This is a genomic window from Brevibacillus sp. AF8 (assembly GCF_021270385.1).
Classification (GTDB): domain Bacteria; phylum Bacillota; class Bacilli; order Brevibacillales; family Brevibacillaceae; genus Brevibacillus.
Map to the genome: position 1 here is coordinate 78912 of NZ_JAGQDN010000003.1, position 18627 is coordinate 97538.

Consider the following 18627-nt stretch of genomic DNA (forward strand, 5'->3'; position numbering starts at 1 on the left):
ATGGTTATCCTCCTTGAATTTCTAGCTTTCTTCTTGCCATGTTCGTCACCAATAAAGCAACTACCGTTAAAGCGAGCGCCCATCCAGCTTGGACTAGCATGCCATAAGGAGGAGCAAGCTCTAGCAAGGTCATGACTGGATAATAAATCATCGCGGAAAAGGGCAAATAAGGCGCTACCTTTCCAATCATCCCGGGCATCAAGTCGATCGGAATCATTTGTCCACCTAACCCAAAGATCAACGACAAAAGAATGAGATGTACCCAGCGGATTTCTGTGGTCCAGAAGGAAGAAATGCCCGCGAGATAAAAGAGTAACATGCCTACGTACGTTCCTAGCAGAAGCGAGAGGATAAACCAGAAGTAAGTGAACAGATGGGAGGGAAAAAAGAAGCCTACCGCTAATCCTAGCAGCAAGCCAATCGGAACACTTCGGTAACAAGCATTGTACAAAAGTCGTCCAAACTCCTGACTGAGCATGTACCAGAGATAATGAACAGGCTTGATCATATCCAGACTGACAGCCCCGCTCCTTACCGCTATTTGCACATTCAGACCTGGGGACAGAAAAGTTGTCATCCAGAGAACGCTTTGGCAAATCGCGATGTAATACCCCATCGTTTTGACATCATACGGGCCATATACTTGTTTTCCAGAAAGGACACCCGTCCAAATGGCAATAAAAACAAGCCCAAAAATCGAGCTTGCGACATTGTTGACGACATGCGATAAACGATACTGAAGATTTCGACGATAGCTCTTGCGAATAATCCGCCAATAGACCATAGAACCCTCCTCTTGGAAAAGTCAGGATTACCAGAATAGCAGGGGCGGTACACAAATGCAAGAAAAAAAGAAAGAGTCCTTCCCATTTGAAGGACTCTTTCTGATAAATCCATTTGCTGTCACGCTGGTCACCCATTCACGCCAGCCAAATGGAACTTATCCTCTTTTTTATGGATCAATAGCTTCATGTGGAAGCTACAATCACCTCTACATCGTTAGCGTGCAAAGCCTCAGCTATTTCCTTTTCAGGCAGCTTATCAGTCACGATAATATCGATCTGGTCAAAACCTGCAACGCGATACAACATGCTTTTTCCAAACTTGGTATGGTCAGTGAGGATGATGGCTTGATCGGCGCGCTTGATCATTTCTTTGATCAGAAAGCCGTGATCCTCCTGCGTGGACATGAGCCCTTCCTTTGTAAGACCGCATGCACCAACCAGCACTTTATCAACATGAAAATCAGCGAGGTTTTGAATCACTCGTGTACCGAGCACACATTGATCCTCTGCATGTACGTCTCCGCCCAAAAGCTTGACAAGAACGCCATCTTTTCGGGACATACTGGCGGCAGTCGCTAATGAATTCGTGATGATGACATGATCGCGGGTCTGCAACGATTCCACCGTAAGCTGAACAGTTGTGGACGCATCGAGCAGCAAATAATCGCCATCTTTGATCAGACGGGCCGCCGCTGTCGCAATACTGCGCTTTCCTGTCAAATCAAGCTGCATTCGTTCCTGATGGGAGTAGTTCTTTTTGTTGAGGCTGGGCAGTACTGCTCCTCCCCTGGTTCGCAGGATTTGTCCCTGCTCCTCCAGCTTGACGATATCACGCCTCGCTGTGTCACGGGAAACCCCAAACTGCTCAACTACTTCTTGCACACTGATTCGCTGGTGCTCCTGCAGATACGCAAGAATTGCAGCCAACCTCTCCTCTTGAAACACGAAGCCTCAACCCCATCCTTATCTTGACTTCATTATAAGTCATTTAAGTTATTTACACAAGTGATAATAAGCACTTGTAAGTAATGATAAGCAATAGGAAGGAACAAAAAAAGCAAGGCGATTTCTCACCTTGCTTTCTTAGCAGCGAATATTACTTCGCTACTTTCACGCCTTTGTAGTGACCGCAGCTTGGGCAAACACGATGCGCAAGCTTGTATTCGCTGCAATTATCGCATTTGATCATGCCTGGAATCTCTAATTTGAAGTGCGTACGACGCATTCTTTTACGGGTTTTGGAAGTTCTCCGTTGAGGTACTGCCATCTTCCTTACACCTCCTTCAACTGACAAATGCTAAGAAGCTCTATTGGGTGGACAGTATAGGCAAAATGCTTATGCCATCCTTCAAAAATGAGACGCTGCCACGAATGGTCGGCGAATCATCTTGAATACAGTAAGAATACTTATTTGCTGTCTTTGAAAAAGTCAGCCAACCCAGCCAAACGCGGGTCAACACGCTCATTCTTGCAGCTGCATGCCACTTCGTTACGGTTCACACCGCAAGTCGGGCACAGACCTTTGCAATCCTCCTCACAAAGCGGGAAGGTCGGCATTGCCAGTAAGAAGTCCTCTTGCAACAGCGAGTCCAGCTCGATTTCATCGCCTTCCAAAGGAAGGATATCGCTGTCCTCGTCATCTTGCAGGATTGGATCATCCGCAAGCGCAAATGTCTCAGAGAAATCTACTGTTGCCTGATCGACAAAAGGATTCAAGCATCTCGCGCAGACAAAATTCACGTCTGCCTTCATGCTTCCTTTTACGTAATAGAGATTGCCCAGCTGAACGGCTTCACCACTCGCAGTCACAGGACTAATCCCGCGAATCTCATGATGACGCTTCTTTAGCTCATCTGCTTCCAAGGTTACCTGGAATGGCAACGGCTCTCCTTTTCGGTGCTCTAACTCTGCTAACTTAATGTTCATAGCATTTTCACCTCATGCACAACAAAGATGATTATAGACCCTGCCCAAAGCTTTGTCAACCATTTTTGCTTGACAGCTAGTTTGCTCAGGTAGATTTCGGTTTTTGTCCATTCAAGTACGTAATCGCTTCTTCCACCGTCTTGACCGGAACCACTTTCATTGAAGTTCCAATCCGCTTGGCAGTCGCTAACGCCTCCTCGTAATTGGAGGTCGTATCTGGCGTATCCTGTGGAGCAAAGAAGATCTCTGCGCCCGCTTTGTCCGCTGCGATTACCTTTTGATTAATGCCACCGATCCTGCCTACTTTTCCGTCTAACGAAATCGTGCCTGTTCCTGCAATTTTATAGCCTTTTGTCAAATCCGTCTTCGTATTTAACTGGTCATAAATCTCCAGGGTCATCATTAACCCAGCAGAAGGACCACCAATCCCTTGAGAGGCAATGGTAACTTCTTTTGGAATGATGATTTCCTGTTTGTTGTCAGGGCGTACACCAATTCCAACTGACTTGGACTCAGGCAGTGGTTCCAAGGTTAACATCGTTTTGGCCTCTTGTCCATCTCTTGTGTACGTAATCTCGACTTGGTCGCCTGCTTTTTTTGCAGAGAGGGCTGTCAGCAAATCTTTTGCCTCAGATGTGCGAACCCCGTCTACATACGTAATGACATCTCCGATTTGCAATGCTTTATGGGCAGGAAACCCTTCCAAGGTACCCATCACCCACACACCCTGCTTCTCGATTTTCACTTCGAAGCCGGCAAGACGGAATGCGACTGCCTCCGCAATTTTTTGTGAATTGTCCATGACCGCTTGTTCTCGACGGATAAAATCTTCGCTGTCTTCTCCCTTGCTGACAACCAACTCCTTGGGCAATAGCTCAACATCCTGCGTCATTTTTGCATACCAATACCACGGCAAATTCGCTTCGCCCATTCGTACCGTCGTGAGCATGAAGGAGCCGGTCTCGTCTTTCTTGCCGCCTTCCACTTGAATCATCGGCCCCAACTCAATCGCTGACCCTGGACGACTCACGTAATAATTCGTCGGTACAAAAAAGGAAATGCCCAACAAGACAAAGACCAAGGCAAGTATCCAGCTAAAGCCTCTGGTTCCTGTAGATCTGCGTCTGTTGGCATAAAGCTGTTCCTCACTCATTCTTGTGCCTCCCAATTTGCAATTAGTTCCTGTATGCGTTCGATATGTTCAGTACCCGCACGTTCGCCTAGCTCGATAATTTGTTCGACACCCGTGTACGCGATACTGCTATAGTGTCCAACATCAGGCCTGATTACGATGTCTGCCGCAATGATTCGATGTCGCAGAATTTCCCTTTCCATGACATCAATCGTTTGGGCGATCACATCAAAAATACTTTTGACTTCCATCCGAGTGTCGAATTGGGCGACATCTACCGCAATCACGATATCGGCACCCATTTCACGCAGCACCGTCACCGGCACGCGATCAATTACTCCTCCGTCGACCAACAGCCGCCCCCCTACTTTTTCAGGGACGAAGATGCCTGGAATGGATATGCTCGCCCTCACCGCTTGATCAATCGGTCCTTCACGAAATACGACGCGCTCCCCTGATTCAATATCCGTCGCTACAATGGCAAGCGGCTTGTTCAGCTCTTCCAAGCGCTTTCCGTGCGTTAACAGACGAATCAATTGTTTGATCTTTTCCCCCGTAACAAAGCCCATGCTGGGTACGGTCAAATCGAGCCAATGCTTGCGTTTTAAATTCAAGGCAAGCTTTCCCATCATGTGCGGTTCAATTCCGTTGGCATAGACAGCTCCAATCAAACTGCCCATACTGGAGCCAGCGAGCATGTCAATCTGAATACCATGTGCTTCTAGCGCATTCAATACACCAATATGCGCAAAACCGCGAGCGCCTCCTGAGCCCAGGGCTACACCCACGATTGGTTTACGTCTTGTCTGCATGGAAAAACCCCTCCCTGTAACCAGCCTATGTGGTAAATCGCTGTTCCTTTCACACTTGGGAGATATTCGTCGACCAAGCTTACGCATAGTTCTCCCGCTTGCCACGTAGACATGTACTACTACTTTTCTTCGATTCAGGAGGAATCCATGTCACGCCACTCACCCGTACTTACATTGTTGCTCGCCATTTCGACAGTTTTCATTGTTATTTCGTTGATCGCATACTCACAGATTTCTTTTGAAGCTGCCGTACGCGGTCTGAAAATATGGTGGGAGGTAGTTTTTCCCTCTACTCTTCCCTTTATTGTGCTGTCTGAGGTGTTGATGGGTCTGGGCGTCGTTCATTTCGTCGGCGTGTTACTGGAGCCATTCATGCGCCCACTGTTTAACGTTCCGGGAACTGGCGGGTTCGTGCTGGCAATGGGCTTCTCGTCCGGCTATCCGGTAGCAGCAAAGCTGACAACACGCCTGCGTCTGCAAGGCAATGTGACGAAGGCTGAGGGTGAACGACTCGTCTCTTTTACAACGACGGGAGACCCTTTATTCGTCATGGGAGCAGTGGCAATCGGCTTTTTCCACAGTGAGCAAATGGGCATCATTCTAGCTCTAACTCATTATTTGTCAGCTGTACTCATGGGTGTGGTCTATCGTTTTCATGCGCCTTTTGCCATAACTTCAGCCCCATTGGAGAAAAATTCATTGCCTCTTCCTTTACGCGCCTTGCAAGCGATGCATCGGGCACGTGTCCGTGATGGACGTCCGTTCGGAAAATTAATGGGAGAAGCAGTTCAATCCGCTCTGAATACCTTGCTGATGATCGGTGGTTTCATCATTGTTTTTTCGGTATTAATCCAACTTTTCTCCACGATTCATCTGACACAAATCATCAGTACGCTTCTCTCGATTTTTCTCGGTCCCTTTGGTTTTCCGCCAGCCTTTTCCCAAGCAATTGTGGCAGGATTGTTCGAAGTAACCCTCGGCGCACAGGCAGCGAGCATTGTCCCTGATGAAGTTTCCTTGGTCTGGAAAGCAGCCATTGCCAGTGCGATATTGTCTTGGGGCGGTTTGAGTGTTCACGCGCAGGTCGCAAGTATCTTGAGTGAAACGGATATTCGTGTCGCCCCTTACTTGATTGCCAGATCCCTGCATGCTTTGCTAGCTGCGATTTTGACCTTCGTCTTTTGGGGGCCACTTGCCACAGTCAGCTCCTGGTTCGTGGAGCAAGCCGTCCCTGTATTTGTGCATGCGAAACCTGAGGTCCCTGCGACGAGTTGGTGGGAGACCTTGCTATTATCAGGGGGACTCGCCATAGGCGTTGGTGCAATTCTTTTGTGTACCAGCCTGGCTCTTTCGCGCATGAACCGCAGTAAGACGTGATAATCTACTCGGCCATTTTTCGCTTCAGTGCCTCTTCTACGATTGGCGGCACCAAATCTGCGACACTCGCCTTGTATTTCGCAACTTCCTTCACAATACTTGAACTCAAGTACGAATATTGATTGTTCGTCATCATGAAAAACGTTTCGATATTTTCATCGAGCTTTTTATTAATCGAGGCGACTTGCATCTCATATTCAAAATCAGAAACAGCACGAAGGCCACGAATGATCACCTGTGCGCCCTTTTTGTTCATATAGTCAATTAATAAGCCGTCAAATGAGTCCACTTCTACATTTTTCATGTCAGCCGTTGCCTGACGAAGCAATTCGACACGCTCTTCTACGCTGAATAATGAGTTTTTCTTTGAATTGATCAAGACGGCGACAATGACCTTATCAAAAACGTTGGCACCCCGCGCAATAATGTCGAGATGCCCATAAGTAACAGGGTCGAAGCTTCCTGAACATACGGCGATTGCCATAGCGGGTTATCCTCCCTTGATGCTCTTTACGCACCTTAATTTGAAAGTTAGGCTTGTGGTTCCAAATCGTAATAATAAACGGTAATGGCCGTATCCCCATACTTCGCTGCTCGATCCTTCACACAATGACCAATCGCATCCGGAAAGGAGTCTGCGATATCATGCTCAGCCACGATCCAAGCTCCGTCCGCCAACATTCCCAGCTCTTGTAACATCGCAATTTCTTCAACAATCTTTTGCTGGGCGTATGGCGGGTCCAAAAAGACAAGATCAAATTTTTGATGGCGGGTACTCAGCGTGCGAATGGCGCGCTCCGCATCCATGCGATATACCTCGGCATAATCGTCCAGCCTGCAAGTGCTGACGTTTTGTTTTACCACGGCAAACGCTTTCGGATCTCGCTCCACAAAAACAGCTCGATCCACTCCCCTACTCAATGCCTCGATCCCGAGACCACCTGTTCCTGCGTATAGGTCCAATGCCCAACCACCATCGAAATAGGGGCCAATCATATTAAAAATCGATTCTTTGACTTTATCGGTTGTCGGTCTGGTTCCTTTGCCCGGAACTGCTGCCAACCGTCTTCCTCTGTGTTCTCCAGCGATGACTCGCATACTCATTTCACCTGTCTGCTTTCCTGATATGTATGTTTTAAGACGCGATTTTCTAAGACTGAGAATGATATCATACTATCACAACTGCATACACCCGTAAAATTAGCAACTGGAAAAATTTATGCGCAAGAAGGTATACAACCCCATTCTATTGGAAAAGATGATGAATAGCGACGCAACGGTGTCGCTGACAACCGCGGAGAAGACTTACGTTTCCCCATAAGCTCTTCCTCCGGTTTCTCCTCTCCCATAATTGAAAGGCTGTTCACTTTGGCGCACGACGTGTCTGATAGGAGCATTTCGTGCCATCGCTCCCTTCATCGGGAGGAGTTGAACGGCTGCCCCTCGTCATTTGGCGATGGGGTATTTTTTTTGTGTCCAGCGCATACTACATGTACCTGTAAAACCCTCTACATGTAGATTGCCTGAAGGGAGTGAGTCAATCATGGCAGAAAAGCGACCGTCCGCACAAAAGCTGAAGGCGTCCAAAGCCCAGTCCATTGCAGACCGCACAGGCAAAGACGTCGAACTGGCGCGTGACATGCAATCGCGTGCAGATCAATCGGACATCGTCAAACATGGACAATAGTTGCATATGTAGCCAGCCGCATCGAATCGGCTGGCTTTTTACTTTTCCACCTTCAATTCCCTCGGCACTTCTTCTAAGCGGATACAGATACTATACAAAAATGACTGTGAAGGAGGTATCCGCATGCATACGGTGTGGAAGGGTTCAATCAGCTTCGGCCTCGTCAATATACCTGTTCGCATGTTTACTGCAACGGAAGAGCGCGATATTCGCTTTCGCCAACTGCATAAAGAGTGCAATACCCCGATCAAGTACACGAAAATGTGCCCACACTGCCAGCGCGAGGTCGATACGAATGAAATCGTCCGTGGCTTCGAATACGAAAAAGGACATTTTGTCATGATCGACGATGATGATCTGGAAGCCATTACGCCAGAAACACGCAGAGCCATTGAAATTATCGACTTCGTAGACTTGTCGGAGATTGATCCTGTTTATTTTCACAAGAGCTATTTCCTATCTCCACAAGACACCGGCGAAAAAGCATACGCCTTGCTGCGATCGGCTATGGAACAAACAGGAAAGATCGGCGTTGCACAGGTAACGATGCGCAATCGGCAAAGCCTGGCCGTTATCCGACTGTATGAACATTGCATCATGCTGGAGACGATCTTCTATCCGGATGAGGTACGCCCCGTCAATCAAGTGCCCGCCTTGCCTGAGGCCAATGTAACGTTGGCCGAAAACGAACTGAAAATGGCAACTGAGCTCATTAGCAATATGACGCTCCCTTTTGATCCGGCAAAATATACGGATGAATATCGATCCGACCTGCAAAAACTGATTGAGAAAAAATTGGAGGGTCAGGAAATCGCCACTGCACCTACTGTGGCAAGAACCAATGTTATTGATCTCATGCAAGCCCTAAAAGAAAGCTTGGAGTCTACAGCCGGTCAAGCCGCAGTACCCATCAAAATCGAGCCGGAACCGACTCCTTCAAAGCCTGCGCGAAAACGCACCACTGCTGCCTCCTCGTCCGAAAAAGAGCAAGCATCAAAAAAGCCGACCGCAGCCGATCCCCAAAAAACTACGACTACTTCTACAACCAAAACACTGCGCAAAAAGAAGGCTACCTCTGGTTAGCAGCACATAACAAAAAAACCTGCCCACATTGGACAGGTTTTTTGTATTCCCATGATGGAATCTAACTAGGCGCCATCTTCCTGCACGGTTCAATATGGATATGAACGGCGTTAATGCGGTGAATCTTGCGCATCTGTTCTTCAATTTTTTCGGTGATGGTGTGGCTCTCCACCACATTCAGCCCTGGATCTACATGGATCACAACATCAACCAGCACGCTGCTTCCATGGTAGCGGGCTTTGATGTCACTGATATCCTTTACTCCTGAAATCGAGGAAATCGTTGCCCGCAGGTCCGCAAGCTCGCTTTCGTCGAAGCCATCTGTTAAACGGTGGGTTGCTTCTCTGAAAATGTCCCACGCAGTCTTCAAGATGATGAGACCAACAACAAAAGCAGCTAATGGATCGAGCCAATGCAATTGAAACTGTGCGCCAGCTACCCCGATAAACGTCCCGATACTGACGAATGCATCTGAACGGTTGTCAGCGGCCGCTGCATCCAGTGCTTGGCTGTTTGTTTTGATGGCGAGCTTTTTATTGTAGCGATAGACGAAAAGCATAATAACGGCAGTTGCAAGTGCTGTCCACCCTGCTAACAGGTCAGGAGCCGAATGTTGTGGATCAAACAAGGATGGTACAGCATTCGTAATGACCTGAACTCCGACAAATAGCATAATAAATGATGCGACAAGTGCTGAAATCGTCTCTGCCCGGAAATGGCCATACGGGTGATCTTTGTCAGGTGGTTTCCTTGCAATACGCAGCCCAATCAAAACAGCAATTGATGCGACCACATCTGTTGAGTTGTTAAGACCGTCGGCCATTAAAGCTTCCGACGCTGTGACATACGCAACTCCTATTTTTAATACAGAGCAGAAAATGTAGGCGAAAATACTCACCCACGCTCCACGTTCTCCTTGTTTTAGATCCGAATAAACATCCATACCTCATCACCTCAAAATACTTCTCCATCTGCTTCGACAACGCGGAAAATCAAAGCGCTGGAAGCAGTTGCTTTTTTTCGAACTTCATCGTAACAGATAGGAATCATGTGGGTCTACAGAAACAGTTTTAGTCCGATTCATGAGAATAGGGGGGAGGAAAATGTGTTGCACACCTGCAATTTTTCACTAGAAAATTATCCTTGAAATTAACTTGACTTCCCGTTATCCTATTGTTGCAATCCAAAAATAAAAAAGCACGGGAGCTTGGAATTCACCAGGCTGAGAGGATGGTACTGTGCCATCGACCGTTGAACCTGAACTGGGTAATGCCAGCGGAGGAATGTCATATACGACACGAAAAGATACGTGTATTTTTAGGATACCCGTTTCTTCTCTACTCTCGCGTTGGCGTCGCATGTTGTTTATGCGGCGCTTTTTCGCGGGATGTTTCTTTCGCCTCCCTAAACGGTTCTCGCTTTCGTGCAACCAAAACAAGGAGGTTTTTCTTATGTCATTGGTGTCATCTTTTCCAGGTAGTCGCAAAGTATACGAGACAGGTAGTCGTGCGGACATCCGTGTCCCGATGCGCGAGATTTCTCTTCATCCTACCGAAGGATTGTCCGGCTCCACACCCAATCCTCCCATTCGCGTGTATGATACGAGTGGCGAGTATACTGCATCCGGTTATGTCCCTGACATTCAAGCAGGACTCCCCTCCATTCGCCACCAATGGATTGATGAGCGAAATGATGTGGAAACGTATGTCGGTCGCGAACCACAACTAGTCGACGACGGCATCCGAAACGAAGAGAAGGCTGTCACCCTCCCCACTTTCCCTCGAGAGGGCTACAAACCAAAACGGGCAAAGCCAGGCAAAAATGTTACCCAGCTTCATTATGCCCGAAAAAATATCATCACACCGGAAATGGAATACGTTGCCATTCGCGAGGGGGTCTCTCCTGAATTTGTACGGGCAGAAATCGCCGCTGGACGTGCGATCCTCCCTTCTAACATCAATCATCCTGAGAGCGAGCCGATGATCATTGGCCGCAACTTTCATGTCAAAATCAATGCCAACATCGGAACATCAGCCGTCAGCTCTTCCATGGAAGAAGAGGTCGAAAAAATGATTTGGTCTGTCCGTTGGGGTGCCGACACCATTATGGACCTCTCGACGGGAAAACATATACACACCACGCGGGAGTGGATTATCCGCAACAGTCCCGTTCCAGTTGGTACTGTCCCGATTTATCAAGCACTTGAAAAAGTAAATGGGAAAGCCGAGGATTTGACATGGGAGGTTTACCGAGACACCTTGATTGAGCAAGCGGAGCAAGGCGTCGATTACTTCACGATTCATGCTGGTGTTCTTTTGCGCTACATCCCCATGACAGCTAACCGCGTTACCGGTATCGTCTCTCGCGGCGGATCGATTTTGGCGGCATGGTGCCTGGCCCATCACGAGGAAAACTTTCTGTATACGCATTTCGCTGAAATTTGCGAAATTCTGAAGGCCTATGACATTTGTGTATCCCTTGGAGATGGACTACGTCCTGGCTCTATCGCGGATGCGAATGACGAGGCACAGTTCGCGGAGCTTGAAACATTGGGGGAACTCACAAAAATTGCGTGGGAACACGACGTACAAGTCATGATAGAAGGCCCCGGTCACGTCCCCATGCATCTCATTCGCGAAAATATGGATAAACAGCTATCCATTTGCCATGAGGCTCCTTTTTACACACTCGGGCCGCTCACGACAGACATTGCCCCCGGCTATGATCACATTACTTCAGCGATTGGCGCTGCCATGATTGGATGGTTCGGAACAGCGATGCTCTGCTACGTAACGCCCAAGGAACATCTCGGCCTTCCGAATAAAGAGGATGTCCGCAACGGTTTAATCGCATACAAAATCGCTGCGCATGCCGCTGATCTCGCAAAAGGACATCCGCGGGCAAAACAGCGAGACGATGCCTTATCCAAAGCTCGTTTTGATTTTCGCTGGAACGATCAATTCAATTTGTCGCTGGACCCGGAGCGCGCCCGCGAATATCACGATGAAACGTTGCCAGCAGAAGCCGCCAAATCTGCCCATTTTTGTTCCATGTGCGGTCCTAAATTTTGCAGCATGAAAATATCGCACGACATTCGTCACATCGCCAATGAACAAGGGGGTGCGCAAGATCCCGCCATTCTTGCAGGGATGCAGGAAAAATCGCGTGAGTTCCGCGAACAGGGAAGCCGTTTGTATCAGTCGTAATGAAGGGGGATTCATATGGAGGAAGCCAGTCGTTTACGCGAAAAAATCCTTCGACTAGAGGCTGAGCTAGAGCACTCTAAACAACAATTGCGACTCATTCAACAGGATTGCAGTCACGTCTATATCGAAACGCCACTTACGCGTACATGCTCCAAGTGCCTGCAATCCGAAAGCCTCTATTATTAAATAGAAAAAGGTCGAAATCCTTTTGGAGGATCTCGACCTTTTTTTCTTGCTTATTTCGCCATTCCGACTTGCAACGGAAGTCCTTCTTTATAATAGAGAGTGGGCGATAACAGGATGAAGAAAATATGGACTTGCAAAAAGCCTTGCTTCTTCAAAATGCCGTGGACGGCGTTTGCAATCGCATCATGTTGCTTTTGTTCACGGGGAAACATCATGATCTCTACAGACAAAGGACTGTTCGTTAGTTGCTCTACCTGAAGCAGCTCCAATTTCACCTTTTCTTGAGCTACCTCAGCAATTTTGGAAAACTCTTCTATAAGAATCTGAGAAATGGGCTCTATGTCTTGCTTCGCAAAGCCTTTAAACCGAAGAAACGGCAAGTCAATTCCTTCTTTCGTAAATGAGTTCGCACAGTCATTATAAACAAGTCTCTAATTGTATATCAACGAAAAAAGGATTAAAGAAAGTGAACAACAAACATTCCCAACTGGGGCGAGGGACACAAAGAGGGCCATATCAGAGAGCAGCTCCCTTCCATGAGGTGTGGTGGACGTACCACGGAAGGAGGAAGCAGCTCAACCAGATACAGCCCAACCCGCTAACCCAGTTACTTTATACAGGTAGTATAGCTCGAATTTAATACTTAATCAATAAAAAAGTTTCGTAAAATTCTAACAGGAATGCATCCGCCAGCTCCACATACATAGGATGACAAACACAAAGAAGCAATATTAAAAACATCCCACTATTTATGGGATGTTTTTTGTTCTGTGTTGCACCAAGAGCCTCTACTCCAATACACAGTAATCAACAGGTACATCAACAACTGCTTGAATACTCGGTTGCCGTAACGTATAGCCTTCTGTCCATTCCGCGAATTGTACCTTAACCGTGACAGTTGGTCTTAACCACACAGCACCCTTGAACCTTGCTGGGGTATTTACAAATGGCATTTCATTTTGTATCAAAGGTACAATCTTTTCCGTCAAGGCCATCCAGTCATTTCGAGTTAATTTGCCTGTTCCTGCGTGGCCAATATAAAATAGGCGCCCTTCCAGATCATACAGCCCTAACAAGAGGGAATTCACAACGTTATCACGCAGCGTAACCCCCCCAACGACAGCTATGGTGTCACGATAGTATTTTTTCTTTTGCCATTGCTTCTCTTTCCCACCAATGACATATTTGCTGTTAAGATTCTTCATAACTATGCCTTCCATACCGTACTGCTTAATGATCTCATACATAGCGTTTCCATTATCATGACCATCAACCAATTGTACATGGTCATTGGGAATAATGATTTCTTGTAATAAGTTGATACGTTCGCTCAATGTAAGATCGATTTTCCACTCATTATTTGTAAATATGACATCAAAGATCATATAGGTAATAGGGACAGCCTTCTGTGCCTGGCTGACTTTCTCCAATCGTCTAATCCCATCCCGCCGCATCACTTCATGAAATGACGGTTTTCCGTCAGTTCCTAATGCAATCACTTCTCCATCTAAGATCACCGAGCGAGCATTGCAATATGTCTGTATGTGAGCTAACTCTGGGTATTGGTGGGTCCGCTCATTTATTCTCCGATTGTATAAACGAGTTCCCTGTCCATCAAAGTAAGTCAGGATTCGAACCCCATCCCATTTAACTTGGGCAATCCACTCGTCCCCTTGGGGTATATTCTCACAGCTTATTGGCTCCATAGGTATAATTGGATTCATCTTTCACCTCAGAAAAGGGAAATGTAGTATGGATCTTATACTCTTCTTTATGGGAGTTTTTGTTGTGCTTCATACCAAATTCAATTGTTGCAAATAACAAAAAAGCGTGCAACATCATTACATAGGCACGCTTTTTCTCAAATATTTTTAGCTGGTTTACTCTATTTTTACTTTGCTTCCGTCGTTTATAAGCGTTTGTCCCTTACATAATGCTTGCCAATAGCACGATAACCGTGGTAAATACTTTCATTTTTATATGAAGGCTGGCGCGCTTTCACGGAAAGAATCCAGCCCCTCGTCAGTGTGTTTTGGAGTAAGGAACCCCTTGACTTTTGACCTCATTGTCGAAACGACCCAGCCTGTTTTGTTCTCCCCAGCCTTTGCTTGCCATGATTAAGGGCCTGCATTTCCCCGTAGCTTGTCAACAGCGCTATCAGTAAGAGGACAATGTAGACAACAGCGGTCGCTCCCCCAGCTATCGCTGATTTATCCTTAAAAAAGTCCCCAACCACTATCACGATCACACAACCACTTAAACAGACTGTCGTGGTCCATACCATGGACCTGTAAAATCGATAAAGCTTCGTTCCTTCGGGAATGAGGCTTTGCTCTCTTCCTTTATTCTTTCGCCTTACATGAACAAGCAAAAAGAGCGCCAGCGGCAATTGAAAGACGAGCACGATCAACGGCAAGCTATAGCTAATAAATTGATCGATATGTGCTATATTTGGAAACGCGAATATGGACGATACAACGATAAACCATCCACACGGTGCATTGAGTGTATTGTAATGCCTCTGTCCCCCAAACGATCCCACCCCCACTAAAAACGCCAAGTAAGCGACTATGACTTTAATTGTGAAAGCAGGAAACCAAACACTAAAGAGGATCATTTCGACCCTGTCCAGAAAATCTGTGATGTGAATTTGCTGGACGAGAATATAGATAGGGAAATTCAGTCGACCGGCGATAATGTAGCCCATCACCCCGAGCAAAACGAGCAACATAATCGTCGTTCCAAAACCAACAATAATGACCCCGTGCTTCATCGCAGCATAAAATAGCCGCGGCTCTACAATGGCATGTAAGAATGCCCCAATGAGAAATACATCACCATATACACCCACTGGAAAAAAGTTGCTGATCACGATCCGATCCAATCTATTCGTTAAAATTGGTTCCAATCGCTCTACGTTGTATTCATTCATTAGCAGGAAATATAACGATATACACATGAGGAAATAAAGAGGAAAATAAAGCTCATTTACTCGCGCCGCCACCTCAAGGCTCGTTTTACCATAGTACATTATCAGTAGGACGAAGACGAGTAAGATGACCTCCAATGGCGTGTTTGGCAATAACGAGATATGTAAAAAATCAGCAGCCCCTTTAATATCGATCGCCAGGATGATCCAAATATAAAACAAAATGAGTAGATTGACAGCTCCACCAATCCACTTCCCGCCAATAATAAACAAGATTTCAAAGATATTCTTCCCAGGGTAGGCCTCCACCAGCCCACTCAAAACGTAGGCGACAAAAATCGCATAAAAGATGGGGAAAATTTGAGAGAACCAACCATCCATCCTCGCTACCTGAACGACAGACCGCAAGAAACCGATCATCATCCCTGTCATCAAGACACTGCCGACGAGCCAGGCAATTTGCCGATGATTGACAACTTGCTTGTGAATCATACTTGGTCCTCCTTATACGAACTGATCCACCCACCACTTCACATGGGGAGAGAAAATGTTCATGATGTTACTCGTGGGTAGGATTTGATAATACTGGAATTGCAAAGCGATCAGATAAACAATCGTTAGGGTGTAAAAAATAACAATGACTCGTTGCTGTCTTCCATCTATGCCTTTTCGCTTCAGGATGAATTCTCCAATGGAATGTAACAGCATGAAGACAAAAAAAACCAGAAATATTCTATTCATGATCATCTTCACCTTTGGTTATATTCTTCGTTGTCTGTCCGAAATTGACCACGTTCACTTTGGATCGTATTTCGTATGTGATTTTCGGAAGTTCCTTATACCACCTGTTCCGATATCGGTCCCGCCACTCTCGCGGATAATTCCTTGACAACGCGATTCCTAACCCGATGAAGTCTGATTGTTTCTTTTGGATCGTTTGCATCATGTGGTTCACACCGTTATTGATTTGCTCGACGAGCTTCGCTTCCAGCATTCGAATATTTTTCTCTTCCTCGAGATCGAGGTTTGACTGATTCTCCACCACAACGGCAGAAGTGTATAAGTCAATTTTGAAATGGATGTGGTCCTTCCTAATCACAGGCTTGATATTCGCCCTTCCTTTCGAAAGAGTTATCGTAAGCCGTTCGTGCTTGGTAAGGGGGAGCACAATAGAAAACGGTGTAAATTCGCGTTGGAACAATCGCAAGCCGAGCAGCTCTTTGGGCTTCGCGATGGTTACGAGCTTGTCTTGTCGAAATAACCCTACCCCCGTCGCCTCTATTTCTTTTGACTTTCCTTTCGGATGGGAATCCACAGCCGCTAGAACGGGTAAGATGGCATCAACCCCTGGTGTACCGAGCATCTGGGCCACATCCTTCAACGTTACACTAATGCCCCCCATCTTGACCAACTCACGCATCGCTTCTCCTGAAAAACGTTCAAATTGCGGCTGTGCGGTTAGTAATTCGATTGCTTTGCCTTTTGTCATGACAATGTATGCTGTCAGTCTGTTTTCCGGAAAGCGTGCCACAATATCGAGCACATCGGACATTCCGTCCTTCGCCAGTTCTTCCCCTATCACGATCATCCGGTGATGGGAGTAGTAAATTCTCCGAGACATTCTTGCTTGGATCAAGCCATTTGCTTCCCGAATTGTCCTGCCCACTGCGGAATCAACGTAATAACTCTTATCACCACTCGTCCCCCCACCCCCTCCAGACTGTGCGCCTAGGCTGCTGACCAGGGGGACCTGAATGGAGAACCGATACCTTCCGTCTGGTTCCTTATCCATCGCCATTGCAATGACGATAGCCATGTCATTTACTTCGCGCCGATCCCAACAACCAGAAATCAGGAACATGCAGAGCGACACCACCAATATGCGGGTCACAGCCTTCACGATTGTCCCTCCTCGTTTGGATGACGGTTTCCTGTCATCCCTGATTGCCCTCCTCTTTGCTGCATAGAATTAGCAAAACCATCGTTCATACGCCTTGCGTTTTGAACTCCCAAAAAGCTCGGGCGTTTTTCCATCATCGACCATGGCGTTCTTATCAGGACGTCTTTGAGATCGCCGATTGACATCGGTGCCAGCGGAGATAAATATGGGACACCAAAAGAACGTAGGTTGGCCATATGTCCGAGGACTAGCAATAACGCTACCAGCATTCCATAGATGCCGAGGATCGAAGCCGCAATCATGATCGGAAAGCGCAGCATTCGCAATGAAATCGATGCATTAAAATGCGGGATGGTAAATGAGGCTATCCCTGTGAGCGATACAACGATAACCATGGGGGCAGAAACAATCCCTGCCTGCACAGCTGCTTGACCTACGACCAGCGCGCCTAAAATACTGACGGCTTGCCCGACCGTTTTCGGGAGACGAATCCCCGCTTCTCGCAAGGCTTCAAAAGAAATTTCCATGATAAAAGCCTCTACAATAGCAGGAAAAGGAATGGACTCGCGCGCAGCCGCAATACTTAAAAGGAGCGTGGTTGGCAGCATCTGTTGGTGATAAGTCGTTATGGCCACATATAAGGCAGGGGTAATGAGTGAAATGATGAGAAATACATAACGCAGTAGTCGTACAAGCGTAGCCATTTGAAATCGCTCGTAGTAATCCTCGCTGGCCTGCATCATCATCCAAAACGTAACAGGCACGATTAAAACCATCGGTGTCCCATCCACAAATATCGCGACACGTCCCTCCAGCAATGCCGCAGCGACCGTGTCTGGGCGCTCGGAATACATAACCTGAGGGAAAGGCGAGTATGTATTATCCTGGATCATCTCTTCGATATATCCGCTTTCCAGCACAGCATCTAAATTGATCTTACTGATTCGAGCAGTGACCTCCTGAACGATCTCTGGATCAGCAATCCCATCCAGAAAAGCAACCACCAGGTTGGTGTTTGTCTCACGTCCAACTACCAAGGACTTCATTTTCAATCGAGGTGTTCGCAATTTTCGCCGTAGCATCGACGTGTTCGTGCGAATATTTTCGATAAAACCCTCACGCGGCCCCCGTACGACCGCTTCTCCTTCCGGTTCGTTTACGGAGCGTTTTTCTGCTCCACGAATGCCGAGCGTAAGTGCTTCTGTATTTCCCTCTACAAGAATGCCTGTATCACCTGAAAGCACAGCCTGTAATAGCTTTTTATAATCGTCTACTCTTCCCATCTGGGAAACAGGCAAAAGTGACTCTTCTATCACTTTTATATCGTCATCGCCGTCTTCAAGCACCATTAACGATTTCAGTGCAGAATTGACCTCTTTGGTATCAATCAGCCCATCGACGAAGACAGCAATTGCACGGACACTGTTTTTTTGGCGGAATTCCCGTATGACAAAATCGGAGCAATCAGCGAACATTTTTTTCAACAGATCAATGTTCTCTCCCAATTGAGGCGAAATCGGTATACCCTCCAGATCAATCAAGCTGCAGGCATTCATCGTCTCAATCAGGTCCTTCATTTTATCTTTCTTCTTGAATTTCATTTC

Annotated in this window: 20 protein-coding genes and 1 riboswitch; of the genes, 5 read left to right on the forward strand and 15 right to left on the reverse strand. The window is 46.9% G+C overall.

Features of this window, described 5'->3' with window-relative positions:
* Window positions 1-4 precede the first annotated feature (4 nt).
* The 6 genes from KB186_RS06620 to KB186_RS06645 form a co-directional block, all read right to left on the reverse strand.
* Entirely contained in the window at window positions 5-784 is a 780-nt protein-coding gene (locus KB186_RS06620) for an ABC transporter permease (RefSeq protein ID WP_173608059.1), read from the reverse strand.
* Window positions 785-968: 184 nt separating this feature from the next.
* On the reverse strand, window positions 969-1730 hold the full coding sequence (locus tag KB186_RS06625) for a DeoR/GlpR family DNA-binding transcription regulator (protein ID WP_221868387.1): 762 nt from the start codon (window positions 1728-1730) through the stop codon (window positions 969-971).
* Between the two features lie 151 nt (window positions 1731-1881).
* Entirely contained in the window at window positions 1882-2052 is a 171-nt protein-coding gene (gene rpmF, locus KB186_RS06630; RefSeq protein ID WP_005834357.1) for a 50S ribosomal protein L32, read from the reverse strand.
* 140 nt (window positions 2053-2192) lie between these two features.
* Window positions 2193-2711 carry a YceD family protein gene (locus tag KB186_RS06635; protein ID WP_221868388.1) on the reverse strand — a complete coding sequence of 173 codons (519 nt, stop codon included), beginning with the start codon at window positions 2709-2711 and terminating at the stop codon, window positions 2193-2195.
* Between the two features lie 85 nt (window positions 2712-2796).
* On the reverse strand, window positions 2797-3864 hold the full coding sequence (locus KB186_RS06640; protein WP_221868389.1) for a SepM family pheromone-processing serine protease: 1068 nt from the start codon (window positions 3862-3864) through the stop codon (window positions 2797-2799).
* The gene (locus KB186_RS06645; RefSeq protein ID WP_173608063.1) at window positions 3861-4655 is read right to left on the reverse strand and encodes a patatin-like phospholipase family protein; all 795 of its coding nucleotides are present in this window, start codon (window positions 4653-4655) and stop codon (window positions 3861-3863) included. The genes KB186_RS06640 and KB186_RS06645 overlap by 4 nt, the downstream gene beginning before the upstream one ends.
* Window positions 4656-4802: 147 nt before the next feature.
* On the opposite strand from KB186_RS06645, the gene ylbJ reads away from it, so the two are divergent.
* Window positions 4803-6032, forward strand: a complete 1230-nt coding sequence (gene ylbJ, locus KB186_RS06650) for a sporulation integral membrane protein YlbJ (protein WP_173608064.1) — start codon at window positions 4803-4805, stop codon at window positions 6030-6032.
* A 4-nt stretch (window positions 6033-6036) separates the two neighbouring features.
* On the opposite strand, the gene coaD is transcribed toward ylbJ, so the two are convergent.
* A complete protein-coding gene (gene coaD / locus KB186_RS06655) occupies window positions 6037-6516 on the reverse strand; it encodes a pantetheine-phosphate adenylyltransferase (RefSeq protein ID WP_137028288.1) in 480 nt (159 codons plus the stop codon).
* Window positions 6517-6563: 47 nt separating this feature from the next.
* Window positions 6564-7130, reverse strand: a complete 567-nt coding sequence (rsmD, locus tag KB186_RS06660) for a 16S rRNA (guanine(966)-N(2))-methyltransferase RsmD (protein WP_232773282.1) — start codon at window positions 7128-7130, stop codon at window positions 6564-6566.
* A 445-nt stretch (window positions 7131-7575) separates the two neighbouring features.
* On the opposite strand from rsmD, the gene KB186_RS06665 reads away from it, so the two are divergent.
* Both KB186_RS06665 and ku read left to right on the forward strand, forming a co-directional pair.
* Entirely contained in the window at window positions 7576-7719 is a 144-nt protein-coding gene (locus tag KB186_RS06665) for a hypothetical protein (RefSeq protein ID WP_016743266.1), read from the forward strand.
* 123 nt (window positions 7720-7842) lie between these two features.
* A complete protein-coding gene (gene ku / locus KB186_RS06670) occupies window positions 7843-8802 on the forward strand; it encodes a non-homologous end joining protein Ku (protein WP_232773283.1) in 960 nt (319 codons plus the stop codon).
* Window positions 8803-8863: 61 nt separating this feature from the next.
* Here ku and KB186_RS06675 read toward each other — a convergent pair whose 3' ends face one another.
* Window positions 8864-9745 carry a cation diffusion facilitator family transporter gene (locus tag KB186_RS06675; protein WP_221868391.1) on the reverse strand — a complete coding sequence of 294 codons (882 nt, stop codon included), beginning with the start codon at window positions 9743-9745 and terminating at the stop codon, window positions 8864-8866.
* Window positions 9746-9991: 246 nt separating this feature from the next.
* A riboswitch (TPP riboswitch) is annotated at window positions 9992-10104 on the forward strand.
* Between the two features lie 149 nt (window positions 10105-10253).
* Between KB186_RS06675 and thiC the strand changes: the two genes are divergently transcribed.
* The gene (thiC, locus tag KB186_RS06680; RefSeq protein WP_173608068.1) at window positions 10254-12008 is read left to right on the forward strand and encodes a phosphomethylpyrimidine synthase ThiC; all 1755 of its coding nucleotides are present in this window, start codon (window positions 10254-10256) and stop codon (window positions 12006-12008) included.
* Between the two features lie 15 nt (window positions 12009-12023).
* Window positions 12024-12194: a hypothetical protein gene (locus KB186_RS06685; protein ID WP_173608069.1), complete on the forward strand. Its 171-nt coding sequence runs from the start codon at window positions 12024-12026 to the stop codon at window positions 12192-12194.
* A gap of 50 nt (window positions 12195-12244) precedes the next feature.
* On the opposite strand, the gene KB186_RS06690 is transcribed toward KB186_RS06685, so the two are convergent.
* The 6 genes from KB186_RS06690 to KB186_RS06715 form a co-directional block, all read right to left on the reverse strand.
* Window positions 12245-12574, reverse strand: coding sequence for a DUF1904 family protein (locus KB186_RS06690; RefSeq protein ID WP_173608070.1), 330 nt, complete (start codon window positions 12572-12574; stop codon window positions 12245-12247).
* 408 nt (window positions 12575-12982) lie between these two features.
* Window positions 12983-13918, reverse strand: coding sequence for an ATP-dependent DNA ligase (locus KB186_RS06695; protein WP_232773284.1), 936 nt, complete (start codon window positions 13916-13918; stop codon window positions 12983-12985).
* Window positions 13919-14256: 338 nt separating this feature from the next.
* A complete protein-coding gene (locus KB186_RS06700; protein ID WP_173608073.1) occupies window positions 14257-15615 on the reverse strand; it encodes a GerAB/ArcD/ProY family transporter in 1359 nt (452 codons plus the stop codon).
* Window positions 15616-15627: 12 nt separating this feature from the next.
* Window positions 15628-15864, reverse strand: coding sequence for a hypothetical protein (locus tag KB186_RS06705; protein WP_173608074.1), 237 nt, complete (start codon window positions 15862-15864; stop codon window positions 15628-15630).
* Window positions 15857-17023, reverse strand: coding sequence for a Ger(x)C family spore germination protein (locus tag KB186_RS06710; protein ID WP_173608075.1), 1167 nt, complete (start codon window positions 17021-17023; stop codon window positions 15857-15859). The genes KB186_RS06705 and KB186_RS06710 overlap by 8 nt, the downstream gene beginning before the upstream one ends.
* Window positions 17020-18600, reverse strand: coding sequence for a spore germination protein (locus tag KB186_RS06715; RefSeq protein ID WP_370646657.1), 1581 nt, complete (start codon window positions 18598-18600; stop codon window positions 17020-17022). Before KB186_RS06715 ends, KB186_RS06710 begins: the two co-directional genes overlap by 4 nt.
* Between the last annotated feature and the right edge of the window lie 27 nt (window positions 18601-18627).